The sequence below is a fragment of the Rhizobium sp. CC1099 genome (genome assembly GCF_029714385.1).
Taxonomy (GTDB): domain Bacteria; phylum Pseudomonadota; class Alphaproteobacteria; order Rhizobiales; family Rhizobiaceae; genus Rhizobium.
Map to the genome: position 1 here is coordinate 2,407,750 of NZ_CP121642.1, position 15,398 is coordinate 2,423,147.

At 58.6% G+C, this 15,398-nt stretch carries 15 protein-coding genes; 7 read left to right on the forward strand and 8 right to left on the reverse strand.

Features of this window, described 5'->3' with window-relative positions; all coding sequences use genetic code 11:
- Positions 1-19: 19 nt before the first annotated feature.
- The 4 genes from QA644_RS32855 to QA644_RS32870 are packed head-to-tail and all read right to left on the reverse strand — an operon-like array spanning position 20 to position 2,502.
- Positions 20-814: an SDR family oxidoreductase gene (locus QA644_RS32855; RefSeq protein WP_283073168.1), complete on the reverse strand. Its 795-nt coding sequence runs from the start codon at positions 812-814 to the stop codon at positions 20-22.
- Between the two features lie 32 nt (positions 815-846).
- Positions 847-1,350 (reverse strand): SRPBCC domain-containing protein, encoded by a 504-nt coding sequence (locus tag QA644_RS32860; RefSeq protein ID WP_283073169.1) that lies wholly within the window; start codon positions 1,348-1,350, stop codon positions 847-849.
- Between the two features lie 3 nt (positions 1,351-1,353).
- Positions 1,354-1,956, reverse strand: a complete 603-nt coding sequence (locus QA644_RS32865; protein WP_283073170.1) for an NADPH-dependent F420 reductase — start codon at positions 1,954-1,956, stop codon at positions 1,354-1,356.
- Between the two features lie 48 nt (positions 1,957-2,004).
- Positions 2,005-2,502, reverse strand: coding sequence for an SRPBCC domain-containing protein (locus QA644_RS32870; protein ID WP_283073171.1), 498 nt, complete (start codon positions 2,500-2,502; stop codon positions 2,005-2,007).
- An 837-nt stretch (positions 2,503-3,339) separates the two neighbouring features.
- Between QA644_RS32870 and QA644_RS32875 the strand changes: the two genes are divergently transcribed.
- From QA644_RS32875 to QA644_RS32885, 3 genes are all read left to right on the forward strand, one after another.
- Positions 3,340-5,607 carry an ATP-dependent endonuclease gene (locus QA644_RS32875; protein ID WP_283073172.1) on the forward strand — a complete coding sequence of 756 codons (2,268 nt, stop codon included), beginning with the start codon at positions 3,340-3,342 and terminating at the stop codon, positions 5,605-5,607.
- 86 nt (positions 5,608-5,693) lie between these two features.
- Positions 5,694-7,550, forward strand: a complete 1,857-nt coding sequence (locus tag QA644_RS32880; RefSeq protein ID WP_283073173.1) for a UvrD-helicase domain-containing protein — start codon at positions 5,694-5,696, stop codon at positions 7,548-7,550.
- Between the two features lie 227 nt (positions 7,551-7,777).
- Complete coding sequence (locus QA644_RS32885) at positions 7,778-8,323, forward strand: hypothetical protein (protein WP_283073174.1); 546 nt, start codon at positions 7,778-7,780, stop codon at positions 8,321-8,323.
- A 220-nt stretch (positions 8,324-8,543) separates the two neighbouring features.
- Here QA644_RS32885 and QA644_RS32890 read toward each other — a convergent pair whose 3' ends face one another.
- Positions 8,544-8,918, reverse strand: coding sequence for a tautomerase family protein (locus tag QA644_RS32890; protein WP_283073175.1), 375 nt, complete (start codon positions 8,916-8,918; stop codon positions 8,544-8,546).
- A gap of 214 nt (positions 8,919-9,132) precedes the next feature.
- On the opposite strand from QA644_RS32890, the gene QA644_RS32895 reads away from it, so the two are divergent.
- Positions 9,133-9,696: a TetR/AcrR family transcriptional regulator gene (locus tag QA644_RS32895; RefSeq protein ID WP_203280679.1), complete on the forward strand. Its 564-nt coding sequence runs from the start codon at positions 9,133-9,135 to the stop codon at positions 9,694-9,696.
- A 102-nt stretch (positions 9,697-9,798) separates the two neighbouring features.
- Here the strand turns inward: QA644_RS32895 and QA644_RS32900 are convergent, their stop codons facing one another.
- Both QA644_RS32900 and QA644_RS32905 read right to left on the reverse strand, forming a co-directional pair.
- Positions 9,799-9,978 (reverse strand): hypothetical protein, encoded by a 180-nt coding sequence (locus QA644_RS32900; RefSeq protein WP_283073176.1) that lies wholly within the window; start codon positions 9,976-9,978, stop codon positions 9,799-9,801.
- Positions 9,979-10,153: 175 nt separating this feature from the next.
- On the reverse strand, positions 10,154-11,341 hold the full coding sequence (locus QA644_RS32905) for a magnesium transporter (RefSeq protein ID WP_283073177.1): 1,188 nt from the start codon (positions 11,339-11,341) through the stop codon (positions 10,154-10,156).
- Positions 11,342-12,014: 673 nt separating this feature from the next.
- On the opposite strand from QA644_RS32905, the gene QA644_RS32910 reads away from it, so the two are divergent.
- Both QA644_RS32910 and QA644_RS32915 read left to right on the forward strand, forming a co-directional pair.
- Entirely contained in the window at positions 12,015-12,896 is an 882-nt protein-coding gene (locus QA644_RS32910; protein WP_283073178.1) for a hypothetical protein, read from the forward strand.
- Positions 12,848-13,174: a hypothetical protein gene (locus QA644_RS32915; protein WP_283073179.1), complete on the forward strand. Its 327-nt coding sequence runs from the start codon at positions 12,848-12,850 to the stop codon at positions 13,172-13,174. Before QA644_RS32910 ends, QA644_RS32915 begins: the two co-directional genes overlap by 49 nt.
- A 287-nt stretch (positions 13,175-13,461) precedes the next feature.
- On the opposite strand, the gene QA644_RS32920 is transcribed toward QA644_RS32915, so the two are convergent.
- Positions 13,462-14,385, reverse strand: a complete 924-nt coding sequence (locus QA644_RS32920) for a LysR family transcriptional regulator (protein ID WP_283073180.1) — start codon at positions 14,383-14,385, stop codon at positions 13,462-13,464.
- 178 nt (positions 14,386-14,563) lie between these two features.
- Between QA644_RS32920 and QA644_RS32925 the strand changes: the two genes are divergently transcribed.
- Positions 14,564-15,382, forward strand: a complete 819-nt coding sequence (locus tag QA644_RS32925; protein WP_283073181.1) for an alpha/beta hydrolase — start codon at positions 14,564-14,566, stop codon at positions 15,380-15,382.
- Positions 15,383-15,398: the final 16 nt, after the last annotated feature.

The window sequence follows — 15,398 nt, forward strand, 5'->3', positions numbered from 1 at the left end:
CGCAGGTGTGAACGCAGAATCAGGCGACGAAGCGGACCACGCCGCCATCGACCCGCAGAGCCGCCCCGGTGGTCGCCGAAGCCTGCTTCGAGCACACATAGACGATCATGTTGGCGACCTCGTCGGTCGTCGCAAAACGCTGGATAAGGCTCGTCGGGCGGGCCGCTTTCAAGAACGCTTGCTCGGCTTCTTCCTGCGTGATTCCCTGGTCTTTGGCTTGTCCTGCCATCCAGTTCGACAGGATCTCGGATCTGGTCGGACCTGGCACGACGGCGTTGACGGTGACGCCGGTGCCCGCGACCGACTCGGCCAGACCGCGGGAAACCGCGAGTTGCGCCGTCTTCGTCACCCCGTAGTCGATCATCTCTTTGGGAATGTTGAGCGCGGACTCGCTGCTGACGAACACGACGCGACCCCAGCCCTGCCGCACCATATTCGGCAGGTAGTGGCGCGTCATGCGCACGCCGCTCATGACGTTGATCTGGAAAATGCTGAGCCAGTCCTCGTCGGTCGTGTCTGCAAAGTCTCTCAGAACCGCCGTTCCAAGATTATTGACGAGGATGTCGGTCTCCGGCGCTTGCGCGAAGAAGGTCTCGGCGCCCTCTGCTGTCGAGAGGTCGGCGGCGATGCCCGAGATGTCGCTTCCGGGAAAGGCCTGTCGCATCTGCCACACCGCCTCGTCGACCCGGGCTTCTCCACGGCCGTTGATCACGAGCGACGCGCCGGCACGGGCCAGTCCCTCCGCGGTAGCACGGCCGATGCCAGCCGTTGACCCCGTAACGATCGCTGTGCGGCCCTTGAGTTCGATATTCATGTTATTTCATCTCCAATTTTAGGACAGGGGCGTCAGCTCGCTCTCTTTGCTGCTTCAGCCTCCGCTGCGCGGGCGAGGCTTTCGACCCACTCCTGGTGATAGCGGTAGAGCGCGCCGGGATGCTTGTGCCCGAGCAAGTCCAGAAACCAGGCTCCCTGTTGCGTCTCCTCGGTCAGCACATGGCAGCCATCGTTGGTCGGCGTGATAACCCAGCCGTGATATGCGCTCGAGCCGATCTCATCGCCGTCGACAGTCGTCGCCCAAGCGAGCCGGCGCAAGGGCTCGAACTCGGTCACGATAAGGCTCATCGGGAATCCGACGGTGACTCGCCTGTACTTGGTTCCGAGCGCCAGTTCTGCCTCACCTGTCAGAATCTTGACCTGATCTTCGGCAGGAAAGTAGCTCAGCCAATTCTCGGCATCGACGAGCAGCTTCCAGACCACTTCAGGCGGCGCCTTAATGTCGATGTCGTTCAGCGCATAGATGGCCGACGTTCTGGGGTCATACCGCTCCGGCCAGATTACATGGTCGTACATGGTTCATTTGTCCTTTTTGAACAGATCCTGGAAGATCAATGGTGCCCAGCTGTTGTCCCGCGCCTGCACGAGCTGACCGCCTTCCGCGATCTTGCCGAGGCTAACCGGCGCGTAGCCGAGCCGCTCGACCAACGCGGCGACCGTCGCAATTGCGCTTACGTCATCGCTCGACAGGAAGACGACGCGGCGCCCACCGTTGATGACCGGGTCTTCGGCGAGGACGCCTGCGGGCAAGTGGTTAAAGCCCTTTACGAACTGAGCGCCGGGGAAGGCCTTGGCGATGACGGCGGAGGATGGAAGACCGCCTAGGTCTTCAACGGGAACGCCAAACGCGTTCGTGACGTCGATGATTGTCTTGCCTCGCCAGCTAACTTGGACCTTGGCAACCTCTCGGTGCTCCCAGAACGGGACCGCCAGGACGATGGTGTCGGCCTTGATTGCATCCTGCAACGCCTTGGGAACGACCGTGGGCCCAATCGCGCGAGCCTGCGGCGCCAGCGCCTCGGGCGCTCGCCGACTGGTGACCGCGACTTCGATATTATTGCGAGCGAAGGCGCGGGCAAGCGCCTGGCCCACTGCACCGAAACCGACAATTGTGTAACTCATGTTGCTATTCCAATCTATGTTGATGCCCGGACGTCGTCGGCTCGGGCCTTATCTCGCGGCAGGCTTACCGCGCTGCGTAGCGACCTTCGCGAGATCCTGCAGAAGCTTCTCGTGCGTGCGCCAGAAGATGTCTGGAGCTTCCTTGGCCAGTTCGATCCACAGCGGCCCCTGCATTGTTTCTTCGGTCCAGAGGTGGGTTCCGTTCGGCGTGGGGGTAATGATCCAGGCGTGATAGGCCTTGGATTCGAGGGACGATTTGGGGCCGCCGCCCCAGGCGATGCGCGTCATCGGCTCGAATTCCTGCACAGACGCGTAGACGTCCTGGCCGGCCAGATTGGTCTCGAACCGCGTGCCAAGGCGCAACGACTCGTGTCCGCCGAGTAGTTCGACATACTTGACCCCGGGGTAGAAGCTGGGCCAGGCGGTATGGTCCACGAGCAGCGACCAGATGGTTTCAGGGGATGCTGCGACTTCCAATTCGTTTGTGAAATGGATCGGGGACCGGCTGGGCGTCATATCCTCGGGCCACTTGATTACTTCATACATGTCGACTTCTTTCTTCTCGATTGACCTTGAACGGACGCGTGCGATTTCGCGTACGGCGGCTGGGACGAACAGTTGGCCGCGCTTTTACGCACCGCTCGTTCACTTCCCGCCCACAGGCTTTGCGCGGGCCGGTTCCTCTGCAGAACTATCTAGGAAGTGCGCGACGGGGGAAGGACCCCCGAATCCTCGACATCCGTTATGCATATTCGCACCACGGGGCCAATTTGGCCGCGAGGACAGCCGTGCCGGCTGTATAGTTGTCTATCGGCCGCCCGTGGGTTGCGGACGTTTCGTCGGCGATCGAGTTGCGATCGCTTGAAGCGGCGGTATGCCGCCCGGCGACGCCACATTCTTGAGCGTCCGCGATAGGAACGGTAGGTATCGATCTAGGGATATTCTGGTACGGACGACCGGATAGGGGCCGTAACCTGTTAGTCGGCTTTTGGTGACGCGCCGGCTAAAGCAGGCATTCGTCGCGTGGCCAGATCTTCGCACAAGCGGTCGCGCGTGTGTTTTTTGCTAGAAGCCGAAACTTGGTCGAACAACGTGGCCGGCGGCTTCGTGACCGACGGTTGGTGGCGCATTGGAGGTGTCGGCTCAACAAATATGCCCTCGGCAATTCTTTCGCCGGCGCTAATGCGGTTGGCGTTTTTCCGAGCCTCTAATTGGCGCGGAAGAGCAAGATACTGCGCTGGATGCATGTCGTCGAGCGTTGCGCACCGCCAACGTCATTCCAGTTGGAAAGGGTCATTCTTCTTTGCAATTCAAGAACGCTTGGACGAATCTGGTTGCATTAAGCTAGATGGTGCTACCACGTGTATTAGCTGAGCCGCACCAATGCATCTCCATTCCTATCGCCTGAAAAATTACCGTCGCCTGCGAGACGTACATATCGAACTGGCATCCGATATCTCTATCTTCGTCGGGTCGAACAACAGCGGGAAAACGTCTGCTACGCAGGCGATCATCATGTTCCTGTCAGGCGCGAAGGACAGATTCACGCTGTTCGATTTCAGCTCTCATACCTGGCAGCAGCTCAATGAGATCGAGGCGGCCGATCCTTCTGGGGACTCGTCGGCGGAACTGCCGAAGATCAGCCTGGATCTCTGGTTCGAGGTGAACGCGGCGGACCTGTATCTGGTTATGCCGATCCTTCCAAGCTCAGCTTGGGAAGGCAACATGGTAGGGATGCGCATAGAGTTGGCGGCACGGTCGCCCTCGGAGCTCCTGCAGCGGTTCCGCCAAAGGAAGGCCGCGGCCGTCGAAAGGGCGGACGCGCTGCCCGGCGGTCCGGGCGACTACAAGCCATGGCCGAAGTCGCTTGCCGATTATCTCGAGAAGGAACTGCACAACGAGTACGAGTTTCGCTACTTCGTCCTGGACAGGGCCAGGTTCAATCCCGCCTTGGTGGAGGAAGCAGGATACGAGCCCGCTGCGCTAGCTGCGGAGTCGAGCGGGGCCGCAGTTTTGCGATCGCTCATACGTGTAGACTGCCTGAACGCCCAGCGCCATCTGGCGGATCCTGCCTCACGTTCGGAAGGCGGGGCGGGACGTTCAGAGGATCTCTCTCGGAGACTGAGTCGGTTTTACGAGCGCAACCTGGTTCAGAGGGAAGAGGACCACACCGCACTCAGGGCTCTTTTCAATTCTGAGGCCGGCCTTAACGACCACCTCAAGGATGTATTCAAAGAAACTTTGGACCGGATCGCTACCCTCGGCTACCCCGGCCTCAACAATCCGCGTCTTGAGATAAAGTCGGCGCTCAACCCTGCTTCCGTAATGAGCCAAGACGCCAGGATACACTACCTACTCGGCGACGGCGACGACGCTACCCGATTGCCAGACAGCTACAACGGTCTCGGATTCAAGAACTTGATCTACATGGTAGTCGAAATCCTCGACCTCCACGAGAAGTGGAAAGCCGACGAGGAAAAGCGGGCGCCCCTGCATCTGGTCTTCATAGAGGAACCGGAAGCTCACCTGCACACGCAGTTGCAACAGGTGTTCATCCGGAATGTCCTCAGTCTTGTCGAGGAGAAGGACGAGACAGCGTTCGCCAGCCAGGTCGTCGTCACGACCCACTCCCCCCACATCCTATATGAGCGGGGTTTTGCTCCGATCCGTTACTTTCGTCGGCACGCAGAGGGCGAGCAGACCACGCAGGTGCTGAATCTTTCGTCGTTCCAAGTAGGTGACGCGCCAAAGGACCGGGACTTTCTACAGAGATATCTCAAGCTCACGCATTGCGATCTGTTCTTCGCAGACGCTGCGATCCTGGTCGAAGGCAACGTCGAACGCCTTCTGCTTCCTCTCATGATCGAGCGTGAGGCGCACACTCTACGGTCCGCCTCCCTTTGTATTCTCGAGGTCAGTGGCGCCTTCGGCCATCGTTTCAAAGAGCTGATCGAATTTCTCGGTATCACGACCTTGATCGTGACGGACATTGACAGCGTCACGGCAAAACCGGCCCCGGAGCCAGTAGATGAACATTCGGACGAAGAGGAAGAAGAGCTGGAATTCGAGGTTCCTGGCGATGCTGCAGGTGAACCTGCCAAGAAACGTTACGGCAAGGCATGCCTGCCTGCGGTTGATGGCGCAGAAACGTCCAACCAGACCTTAATCAAGTGGCTGCCCAAGAAGCGGCTTATCACCGAGTTGTTGGTTGCAGAGGATTCAGAAAAGACCGCGGAGATCGCGGGCTCAGAACCGGCGAAGGTATTTGTAGCATACCAGGTCGCCACCGACGTCAGTTGGCGGGGAGCGACGACCTCCGTCTGCGGGCGAACGCTGGAAGAGGCCTTCGGCCTAGAAAATGCCGAATGGTGTCAGTCGGAGGACCACAAGGGTGTCGGTCTGAAGCTCAAGAAGGCCCCGTCCGATGTCGCGGCTCTGGCAGGCGGCCTGCACAAGCGAGTAGGCGGAAAGCACTTCGACAAGACCAAGTTCGCGCTGGAGGTCATGGCCTCCGGCGGCGGGGGGTGGGTCACTCCCAAATACATCAAGGACGGACTGGTCTGGCTTGCCGGACAAGTCGCACTGGAAGTCGCGCAGGAAGCGGAGGCGATAGTTGGGGCGGTCGATGTTTTCGAGGAGGCCGCAGAATGAGTGGCGGCCGTATCGACAAACCCGACACGGAGGCGGACAAGCTTCTTAAGGCGTGTCTCACCGGCGAGGCAAAGCGTAGCTTCATCATGGTGGCCGGCGCCGGATCGGGTAAGACCACCTCGTTGGTGAAAGCACTAGCAACCGCCATCCAGGTGCATGGGCAGGAGCTTAAACGCCGCCGGAGGCGAATCGCTTGTATCACCTATACCGAAATCGCGGCCGGCGAGATCTGGGCTGACGTCGGCAACAACCCTCTTCTGCATGTCTCCACCATCCACAGTTTCTTGTGGTCCATCACGAGGTCGTTCCAGGCGGACATCAAAGCTTGGGTGCTGCAGCGTATCGCGGAACGGATCCTAGAACTGGAGGAGACGGCGGCCAATTTCGGCTCCCGTGTTCAACAGCGGACGCGAGTAAAAAACCAGAGCGACATCGACAGGTATAGGGCCAATATTCCTGCCGTCGAAAAGGTCACAACCTTCCGCTATGGTACCGGAAGCGACTACCCGAGGGGCGTACTCGGCCATGACGATATCATCCGTATGGCCACCTACTTTATGTCGAACCGCCCGCTCTTCCGGACGCTCGTAGCTCAGCAGTTCCCGATTGTCTTCGTGGACGAGAGCCAAGACACACAACCTGTCGTCGTGGAGGCCCTCAAGGCTGTTGCCCACCAAGCCGGATCGGACTTCTGTCTGGGTTTCTTCGGCGATCCCATGCAGCGCATCTACGCCACAGGCATCGGCGACATCGTAGCGGAAGAGGACTGGGAGGAGATCGCCAAGGAAGAGAACTTCAGGTGCCCGACCAAGGTACTCTCCGTCGCCAACGCCATCAGGCGCGACGGCGACGACCTCATACAGACGGGAGGGCGCATCGCGCCGGACCCGGCTGGCGGCGCGCCCAGATCAGTCGAGGGATCGGCATGGATATTCATTCTGCCCGGCGATGACAGGCGCGATGAGAAAATGGCGGCGGTCCGGCGCTTGGTATCCGAACAGGTCGGCGATCCCATATGGGCTGGCGGTGCGGATGCCGATATCAAGCTATTGGTGATCGTCCATCGTATGGCCGCGAACAGGTTGGGTTTCGGAGAGCTGTATGCCGCGATGAACGATAAGGCGCCGAGCGCTTTCAGAGATGGCTTCATGGAGGCGACTTCTTGGCCGCTCAAGCCCTTCGTCTCCTTTATCCTGCCTATCGTCGAAGCGATGAAGACAGGCAACGAATTCGAGGCGATGTCGTTGCTGCGCAAGTCGTGTCCCAAGTTGCAACCGGATGTGGCCGCGAAGTCGAACGTCGCCGACCTTCTCGCCTCGGTGAGGACCGCCGTACTGACCTTGGTGCAACTGATGTCGGACGAAAAAACCACCGTGCGGGATGTTCTGCTACATATCGCCGAGAACCGGTTGATGTTGCTTGACCCGAAGATCGCCGCATTCATCGGACAGCCGCTTCTTGAACAGAAAGTGGCGGCGGCCGACGAGGATGGGGAGGAAACAGAGGATGCCGATAAGGAGGAGGTGTCCTTGGAAGTGGACGCCATGGATCGTTTCCTTGCGTGTCCGGCGAACCAGTTCATCGGATACCGGGACTATATCCGGCAGTCGTCACCTTTTTCGACACAGCAGGGTATCAAGGGTGCCGAGTTCGAACGCGTGCTGGTCGTTCTCGACGACGACGAGGGAACCCATGTGCAGTTCTCATATGATAAGTACTTTGGCGTGAAACCGCTGTCCAAGCGCGATAATGAGAACATTGCCGAGGGCAAGGAAACGGCGGTGGATCGGACTAGGCGCCTGTTCTACGTCTGCTGCACGAGAGCGCTGAAGGATTTGGTGGTAGTCTATTTTACCGACGATCCCGAAACGGCGGAGCGTCGGGTCCGCGATGCAGGCATCTTCCCTAATGAAGCCATCTTCACGGAGGAAGCGCTCGGTTAAGGCAGGTTTCGAACAGATCAGACGCAGGCTTGGGCCGAAGCAGGTGGTAGCTTCTACGATTGTTTGCTGATGGACTGAACGGCAGAAATGCGGGCGCAAAGCTGTCGTTCGCGTCGTGGAAATCGTACGTCGGCTTCCGGTCGGACTTTCCGTTCCCCACCGGTTTTTGCAGCGCCGAGCAAGGTCCATCACGGCTTACACCGTAGAAAATATCGCTGAGATTCCGAATGTGGGGAAAGGCGGCAGCGCTCGAGCACTACCATCATCAACCACTTTCATCTCATGAGCCGATGCATCCTATCGCCCCGAAATGGGCGGCCTTCGGTCACTGCATCAACGTCGAGCAGGCTTCGATGGCATTTTTTCCACAAGAGGATTTGCGGCGAAATTGGTACGATCTCTTGTGCTTCCGTAGTGCTTCCGCGCAAAAAGAGCGTGGCCGCTTGCCAAAATCATCTTCGACTAAACGCATGACTATTGGGCGGCATGGACCGCTCACCGTGGAGCAGGCGCGCAAGCTGGCCATGGCAGAACTCGGCGGTGTCGTGACAGGCAGGGATCCTGCCGACGATCGGGCGACACGCCGTCGATCGGTTACCGTCCGCGAACTGTGTGAAGATTATCTGGCCATGGCCGAGAAAGGCCTTGTGCTCGGCAAGGGAAATCGCCCCAAGAAGACGAGCACCCTTTACACCGATCGTGGGCGGATCAATCGGCACATAGTTCCACTGCTCGGCTCCACGCGCGTCGTTTCTGGGTCTCGCCACCCTTGACGGGGAGCCTCGCGAAGGTCCGGTTCGCGGAAGGGCTGCGCCCTTCGCTAACGACCCGAACCGGCCATGAGAACCCTGCCCAAAACCTGCGGCTGGGAAGTCTCTGGGTAGGCTTTGCCCACCCGGCGGCCCCATGCACCAAGGCGTGTGAACGCGAGCCGCCTGTTGGAATGACGGAGGCTTTGCCTCCGCCTCACCGTTACAGTTCAGATTCAGCCATTCACCAGGGCTGGCCGTCGCCAAACGACCAGTCCTCTTTGTCCACGAAGACCATGTTGATCATGATGTCGTCTGCACGGATGGCCAGCTTGGTTTTCAGCTCGTCGGCGATGAACCGGTAGAAGGCGAACTTAGTGTCTCTCTCGTTTCCGACGGTGCTGGTTACCTGGATCAGCATGAAGTCGGGGGACCGACTGAAGCCGAGGAATTTGGGATCATAAATTAGGTTTTCGGCGGTGTGTTCGCCGACAACCACGAAGCGGTCACCGTCGGGCGCCTTGAGGATATCGATGATGCCCCTGTAAACGATGTCGGCCACTGCGGCGCGGTACTCGGGGGTTTTGCCTTGGATCAGATCGATGCGTGCGAACGGCATTGTAGCCTCCTTCAGGTTGGGTTTCGGATTAAGCGTCGGTCGAGGAGTGAGTGTTCAGACCCAAGAGTTTCAACTTGTCGGTCATCGGATGTCTCGCTTTTATCTAGCTCGCCACCTGCCTGTCAGATGACAGGTATCCAACTAACACCCGAAGCTTGCAACGTCAACCCCTGTCTGCCATATGACAGATGAGGTGTGAAAAATGGCGGCGACGATGAAAGAGAATGCGAGGGAAGCGATCCTTCTGGCCGCGCGGGAAGCGGCGATGGCGTACGGCTACGGTGGGATAAACTTCCGCGATCTTGCGGAAACCGTCGGCATCAAGGCCGCCAGCATCAATTACTATTTCCCAAACAAAGCCTCCCTCGGCGAGGCAGTCGCGAAGCGCTATTGGGAAGACATTGCCGCTGACCTGGACGCCATCTCAGCGGAAGCTCGAGATCCGATCGACGCCTTGCGCCGCTATCCGAGCGTCTTCCGAGCGTCGCTCGAGCGCGATAATCGCATTTGCCTGGCCAGCTTTATGGCAACCGAACACGCCGAACTGCCCGAAGCGGTCTTGAAAGAAGTGCAGACCTTTGCCGACGTCAATGTCGCTTGGTTGAGTCGGCATCTCACCGCTGCGGGAATTGTCGGGCCCGACGAAAGCGAACCAAGGGCTCGCGCGATCTATGCCGCCGTAGCTGGCGCTCAAATAATCGCTCGGAGTCGGTCGGACATCTCAGTCTTCGACGGATTGATCGAGAGCTACCGCGCAGCGGGGCCGCTCCCGAGATAGATACTGCGCAGAACTTGCGACGTCCGTTTTCAGGGGCTGCAGTTAGCAGACCGAAAGACTTAAAGTGGTCGGGAGCTGCCGCAGATAATTCCGTCGTAGAGATTAGTTTTCGCACAGCCTGTCCTGCAATGCCCCAATCGTCGGTACCACGAATCTGGTGGCGAAAGCGGTTGGCGCACCGATGCGCAGAAGGCCGCGAGGCCACGCGCGCCGCTCGCTGGCTTCAAGCCGCGCTTCGGCGATCTCGGCCACTGCTGGCCTCACCCGGTCATAGAATGCCATTACCGCTTCCGTGACGGCGGAGCGCCGCGTCGTGCGCCTTGGCCAGTCTGATCCCTTGCTCAGGAGTGAAACGAGACATCGATGCAGCTTTCGTCGTCAAACGAACTCGGTGGCGCTGAGCATTTCCGATCAATCTGTAGAGGAGGGCCGGACGTCAGATTTCCGACTGACCTTGCTACAGCACCAGCATGGTGGCCAGCCCCAGCATCAGGCCCATGCCTACAATATCGGTCAAGGTGGTGAGGAAGATCGCCGAAGCGACCGCCGGGTCGGCGCCGACCCGGCGCAGGCCCAACGGGATCAGCACGCCGGAGATTCCGGAGATGAGGCACGATCCGGACATGGCAAGCAGGATCACAAGTGCCAACATGGGCGCTTGGGCCGCCGACTCCGGTTGCCTCGAGGCGTAGAACCACATCGCCGCAGCAGCAAGAAGGCCGACGAGCAAGCCGTTGGCGATCCCTAGCGCGCCCTCTCTCATCACCAAGTGCAGCTTCGGTCGTTTGTCCACATCCCCCAGGGCAAGGCCACGCAGCGTCATAGCCAGTGCTTGGCAGCCGGTGTTTCCGCTCTGCCCGGCCAAGACCGGGAGGAACGCCGCCAGGGCGACGATCTTCTCGATCGTTCCTGTGAACGAACTGACCACGAATGCGGCCATGAAGGCCGTCAGGAGGTTCAACTGCAGCCACGGATGACGCTTCAAGAAGGCTGAAAATATCGGCGTAAAAGAGCGCTCCTCCTTCTGGACACCTACCATCTGGCCAGACTGGGCGGAAACCTCGATGATTTGCTGCTCAAACAAGCGCCAACCGCGAACCTGCCCGAGCAGCCGGTTCTCCGCGTCCACCACCGGGTAGACAGGGTAGTGACGCCGTACCGCTGCGTTGCATGCGTTGCTCAAAGAGAGACCGACATTAAGAGCGAACGGCCTGGGCAGCATGATCTGATCGACAATCGCGTCCGGTTCGCTCAGCATCAGATCGCGCAGGACCACCAGGCCGACCAGTTTATTGTCCTCGTCCGTGACGTACAGATAAGTGAGCTCGGTCGGCACCTGGGCGCGTCTGACAGCTTCCACCGCGGCAGTGACTGTCGTCCCGACAGGAACGCTGGCGGAAATCGGGTCCATCAGCTCAATGAGCGACTCGGGCATCGCGAAACCCTTGCCATCGCCATGAGACCCGATGGGCCGCATATGCAGTGGCAAATGCTCGGCCACCTTACGGGCGTGCCCGTCCGGCAACAGCTTTAGTGTGTCGCGGATGAACTCGGGAGACTCTCTGGCGAGCAATTCAGCTGCGTCATCAGGTGCTCGGGCACGCAGCGTGCGCACCAAGTTCTGAACGCCGGTCTCATCTTTCATTTGCTATAGCCCCCAATTGAAGGTCACATAATATGTAAAGTATCGGATCGCACCAGTGTGGAAGTACCCCAGCTTCTTCCGACCCCAGCAGTCCGCCTTGTTCTCCGAAGTTATTGCGGCCTACTATGAGTTGACGTACGCCGACTGACATCAGCGTCGACCCAGCAGACGCCATCTCACCTGGGGTGATCCGGACCGGCCCGGAATTCTTGCCTGAGCGATCAATGGCCGTCCTGGAGATGCATGTGGGCAACATCTTGCAGCCGGCTTCAATTCAATCTCTGCCAATGGCGGGTTGGAGAGTCTGATATCGTTGCGCATGGAGAGCTACGGCGCGGTCACTGTGATGTCTGCTTTTTGGAAGCGGCTGCTAATATCTCAATGACCGAGATGAGGTGCGAAGCAGACCGATTTCCCTTCTGCGGTCGTGTTTTCCCGTGGTTTATGCAGCACCGACCGCGGGCTAGGAGCCGGTAGGCTTGATCGATATGGAGAAGTACGCCTTGACCGCTCCAAGCGTACTTGGCATATAGGGCTCGGCCCTACACGCGGGCCGGTGTGCCCGCCACGCAAAGCTATGTCAGCGTTCCAACTCTGAAACCGTCACTCCGTGCCTTGAGGCATGGTCTGACCATTAGCGGGCACATGGTCGGATCATTCCAGGATATGGACAATGACCGAAACAAACGATCTTCACAGACTTAAAACTCTGGCCAAGCGATACGCCCGTGCCAATAGGATCCCGCAACATCAGGCTCTCGACCTGATTGCGGGGAAACTAGGGTTCCCCAACTGGGTCAAGCTGATCTCCGCCAGCAAGAATGGCTGGGAAATCGATACCGAGAAAATGATGGGCGTCGAAGCCTTCTCTAGGGGCTCCCTTCCTGCGTCAACTTTCCTGAAGGGTGATCCTGAAGCGATGAAGCGTCGCTTCGCATATCTTGAGCAGGCCGAACACGGCACGATTGGGGATCATGCATATCGGCTTCAAGAAGTTTTGGGGGACGTCATCATAGCAGGCGAAGGATGGAGCATCAGGGTTCCGGAGAACCCAAGCGCGATCCCGGTGGTCGAGACATATACTGACCCGGCGGCGGACTGCCCGGTTCTTGAACCAGAGTTCCTGCAGAGAGCTCTCAGGCTAGCCGGAGATCGAGCTGGTCAGGTACGTGCAGAAATCTCTAACGATTGGCCCCGCCGATCCACAAAACCTGACCTTCGTGGTGTAGTACGGCACCCGCTGGGCCGCGGGGAGTCCGACGTGTGGTTCTGCCTGCATTGCGATGGGAGGATCACAGGCACGCAGATCGCCGAAAACCTTTGGCATTGTCCTGGGTGTGGGGCGTCGCCTCTCGATATCTTTGAAACGGCGTTCTGGTCTGAAGATGAAGGCAAGTCTTTCCTGCCGGTGAAAAAAACGGTACAGTCAGCCAAGACAAGCCCGATGTCCAGATCGCCGATGGCAGACCCAAACTCGACCTCGATGAAGAGAAGATCGCCCTTCTTATGCGCGGCGCTTTGCTTGATGACGCGACCAACGTCAGCGAGAAGCTAGGCGCTCTCCTGGCTAAGATTAGCGTCGATGACGAGAACGACGTCTTGATCGCTCTTGAGGTGGATTTGTGGCCGGAGGATAAGGAGCCGGTTCAAGCTTTAGCGGTTTCAAAGTTACTGGGCCTCGAAACTGAGTTCGTATCGAGCTGGTCCACGATACCTTTCGCTTGGCCAGGCCTGGGCGAGTTGACCTCGAACACGAGCGAATATACGCAAATGATGCTGGACGCCTATGCTCAGTATGGCGGTTTACCAGACAGGAATGCGAAGAAGGAGTAATCCGTCGGCGACCAACGCGTTTGCCCCGGAAGCGATGCGAATGGGGCAGGCGTGTTGGTCGCTACCGCGCGCACTGTTTGCAAACAATTACCTCCTGCCCACAAAACTGCTGTCACAGACAGCCCTTGAATTGTGTCGACCTCTGATAGTGGTGAAGCCTGCCGTCCACTTTTGCCTCGCGCTCCTTGATCGGAAAAGTCGAGATGGGTCGATACCCGAAATTCGAGAATGCTGAACAAAATTCGGGAGCACGCCAACAAGCAGAAATCGCATGAGCTTGATCTCTACTATGGAACTTCAGCATAGCGGATGATGCTCTGATTTTGTACGTTGGCGACTAATTCATCAGAACGAGACAAAAATCGGCGGAGCAAAGGTGAGGAATTTGAATCGTTGTATCCTAAGGTGAGATCAATTGTCGGAGGCACACCCTCAAGTGCTCTAGCAACGACATTTGGCGTCAGCATATTTTGCGCATAAAGCGGAATAAGCGTTATTCCACCTGTAGACACGACGAGCGACATTGCTGATGGTAGGCCGTCACCTTCGTACTCTGCCTTGAGTGTGATCCCAACTTTCGACGCGTAATCTTGGATCACGGATTGCAATACGGGAGAAATTCTAGCCGAACTGACGTAAGTTTCGCGGGCAAGGTCCTGCGGCCGGATCTTTTTGCGCGACGTCAAGCGATGGTCCGCCGGCAGTACGGCGATCAGTGGCTCCTTGGCTAAAAACTTGAAGGACACACCAACACTCTGCGTCTCGGGGCGAAGGAAAGCGACGTCCAGCTTGCCTCGCATCAGTGCCAGAGCAAGGTCCGGGGAAGACTGACTGGACAGTATGATTTCAACCTCCGGCGCTTCCTCACGAATAATGCGCAATGCATGGGGTAGCCACACGACCTCTTGCCCTGCGAGAAAACCGATAACGAACGACTGCTTTTCCGGCCGTTCTGCCCGCCGGGCCCCCTCCGCAGCCGCCTCGACTTGCAATAACGCCAGCCGCGCGTGATCAAGAAACACTTTACCGGCGGCGGTGAGCGTCACGCCGCGCGGCTGCCGTTCCAGCAGTTTTACACCGATTTCGGTTTCCAGATCGCGAATTTGCCTGCTGAGTGAGGGTTGGGAAGTGTGTAGCCGCCGCTCGGCTGCGGTCAGTAAGCTTCCCTCCTCCGCAACAGCAACAAAATAGCGCAAATGCCTCAGTTCCATCGGGTCCTCGCTATACATTTAAGGCATAGCTCGAACGTACAAGGTATTTGTCTTTGATAAAATGGGGATTTAATTAACGTCGCAATTTTGGGATATAATCGAACACGCCTCACCGGAGGTATTTCGCAATCAACTGTGTCCAAAAAGGAATGTTTAACAGGGCAGATGGAGCGACTCGATGCCTACAATCACTACCACGGACGGCGTAAACATCTTCTACAAGGACTGGGGCTCAGGCCAGCCGATCGTTTTCAGCCACGGCTGGCCGCTGTCGGCGGACGACTGGGACGCCCAGATGACCTTCTTCCTTCGCCACGGCTACCGGGTGATCGCCCACGACCGGCGCGGCCACGGCCGGTCCGACCAGCCCGGCACCGGCAACGACATGGACCACTGGGTTGCCGACCTCGCGGCCCTGACCGAGCACCTCAACTTGCGCGACGCGATCCACATCGGCCACTCCACAGGTGGCGGTGAGGTGGCTCGCTATGTCGCCCGCCACCCGGAGCGCGTCGCGAAGGCGGTACTGGTCGCTTCCCTGACGCCGAACATGTACCGGAGCGAGGAAAACCCGTCCGGTCAGCCGCCGGAGTGGTTCGAAGCGATCCGCGCGGGCGTGCTGGGCAACCGGTCGCAGTTCTTCCGGTTCGTCCCTGAGAACCCGTTCTACGGTTACAACCTCGACGGGGCCGAGCCTTCGGAGGCGATCATTGCGAACTGGTGGCGCCAGGGCATGGCCGGCGGTGCCCTGGCTCACTACGCGACTGTCGACTCTTGGCTGGAAGATTATACCGAAGACCTCAAGAAGATCACCGTGCCGGTGCTGGTGATGCATGGCGAGGCCGATCAAGTCGTCCCCTTTGCAAGTTCCGTGCCGCGTGCGGTCGACCTGCTCAAGAACGGGTCGCTGAAGACCTATCCGGGCTACCCCCATGGCATGCTGACCACACATGCAGATGTCCTCAACCCCGACCTGCTCTCGTTCATCAGGTCTTGACGACATCGACCGGACC

Bases quoted from the DNA above. Each gene is read 5' to 3' on its own strand.
- QA644_RS32905 (WP_283073177.1), bottom strand. From the start codon at position 11,341: ATGAAAGATGAGACCGGCGTTCAGAACTTGGTGCGCACGCTGCGTGCC.
- QA644_RS32870 (WP_283073171.1), bottom strand. From the start codon at position 2,502: ATGTATGAAGTAATCAAGTGGCCCGAGGATATGACGCCCAGCCGGTCC.
- QA644_RS32855 (WP_283073168.1), bottom strand. From the start codon at position 814: ATGAATATCGAACTCAAGGGCCGCACAGCGATCGTTACGGGGTCAACG.
- QA644_RS32865 (WP_283073170.1), bottom strand. From the start codon at position 1,956: ATGAGTTACACAATTGTCGGTTTCGGTGCAGTGGGCCAGGCGCTTGCC.
- QA644_RS32885 (WP_283073174.1), top strand. From the start codon at position 7,778: ATGTGGGGAAAGGCGGCAGCGCTCGAGCACTACCATCATCAACCACTT.
- QA644_RS32915 (WP_283073179.1), top strand. From the start codon at position 12,848: ATGCGCGGCGCTTTGCTTGATGACGCGACCAACGTCAGCGAGAAGCTA.
- QA644_RS32925 (WP_283073181.1), top strand. From the start codon at position 14,564: ATGCCTACAATCACTACCACGGACGGCGTAAACATCTTCTACAAGGAC.
- QA644_RS32860 (WP_283073169.1), bottom strand. From the start codon at position 1,350: ATGTACGACCATGTAATCTGGCCGGAGCGGTATGACCCCAGAACGTCG.
- QA644_RS32875 (WP_283073172.1), top strand. From the start codon at position 3,340: ATGCATCTCCATTCCTATCGCCTGAAAAATTACCGTCGCCTGCGAGAC.
- QA644_RS32895 (WP_203280679.1), top strand. From the start codon at position 9,133: ATGAAAGAGAATGCGAGGGAAGCGATCCTTCTGGCCGCGCGGGAAGCG.
- QA644_RS32910 (WP_283073178.1), top strand. From the start codon at position 12,015: ATGACCGAAACAAACGATCTTCACAGACTTAAAACTCTGGCCAAGCGA.
- QA644_RS32900 (WP_283073176.1), bottom strand. From the start codon at position 9,978: ATGGCATTCTATGACCGGGTGAGGCCAGCAGTGGCCGAGATCGCCGAA.
- QA644_RS32890 (WP_283073175.1), bottom strand. From the start codon at position 8,918: ATGCCGTTCGCACGCATCGATCTGATCCAAGGCAAAACCCCCGAGTAC.
- QA644_RS32920 (WP_283073180.1), bottom strand. From the start codon at position 14,385: ATGGAACTGAGGCATTTGCGCTATTTTGTTGCTGTTGCGGAGGAGGGA.
- QA644_RS32880 (WP_283073173.1), top strand. From the start codon at position 5,694: ATGGTGGCCGGCGCCGGATCGGGTAAGACCACCTCGTTGGTGAAAGCA.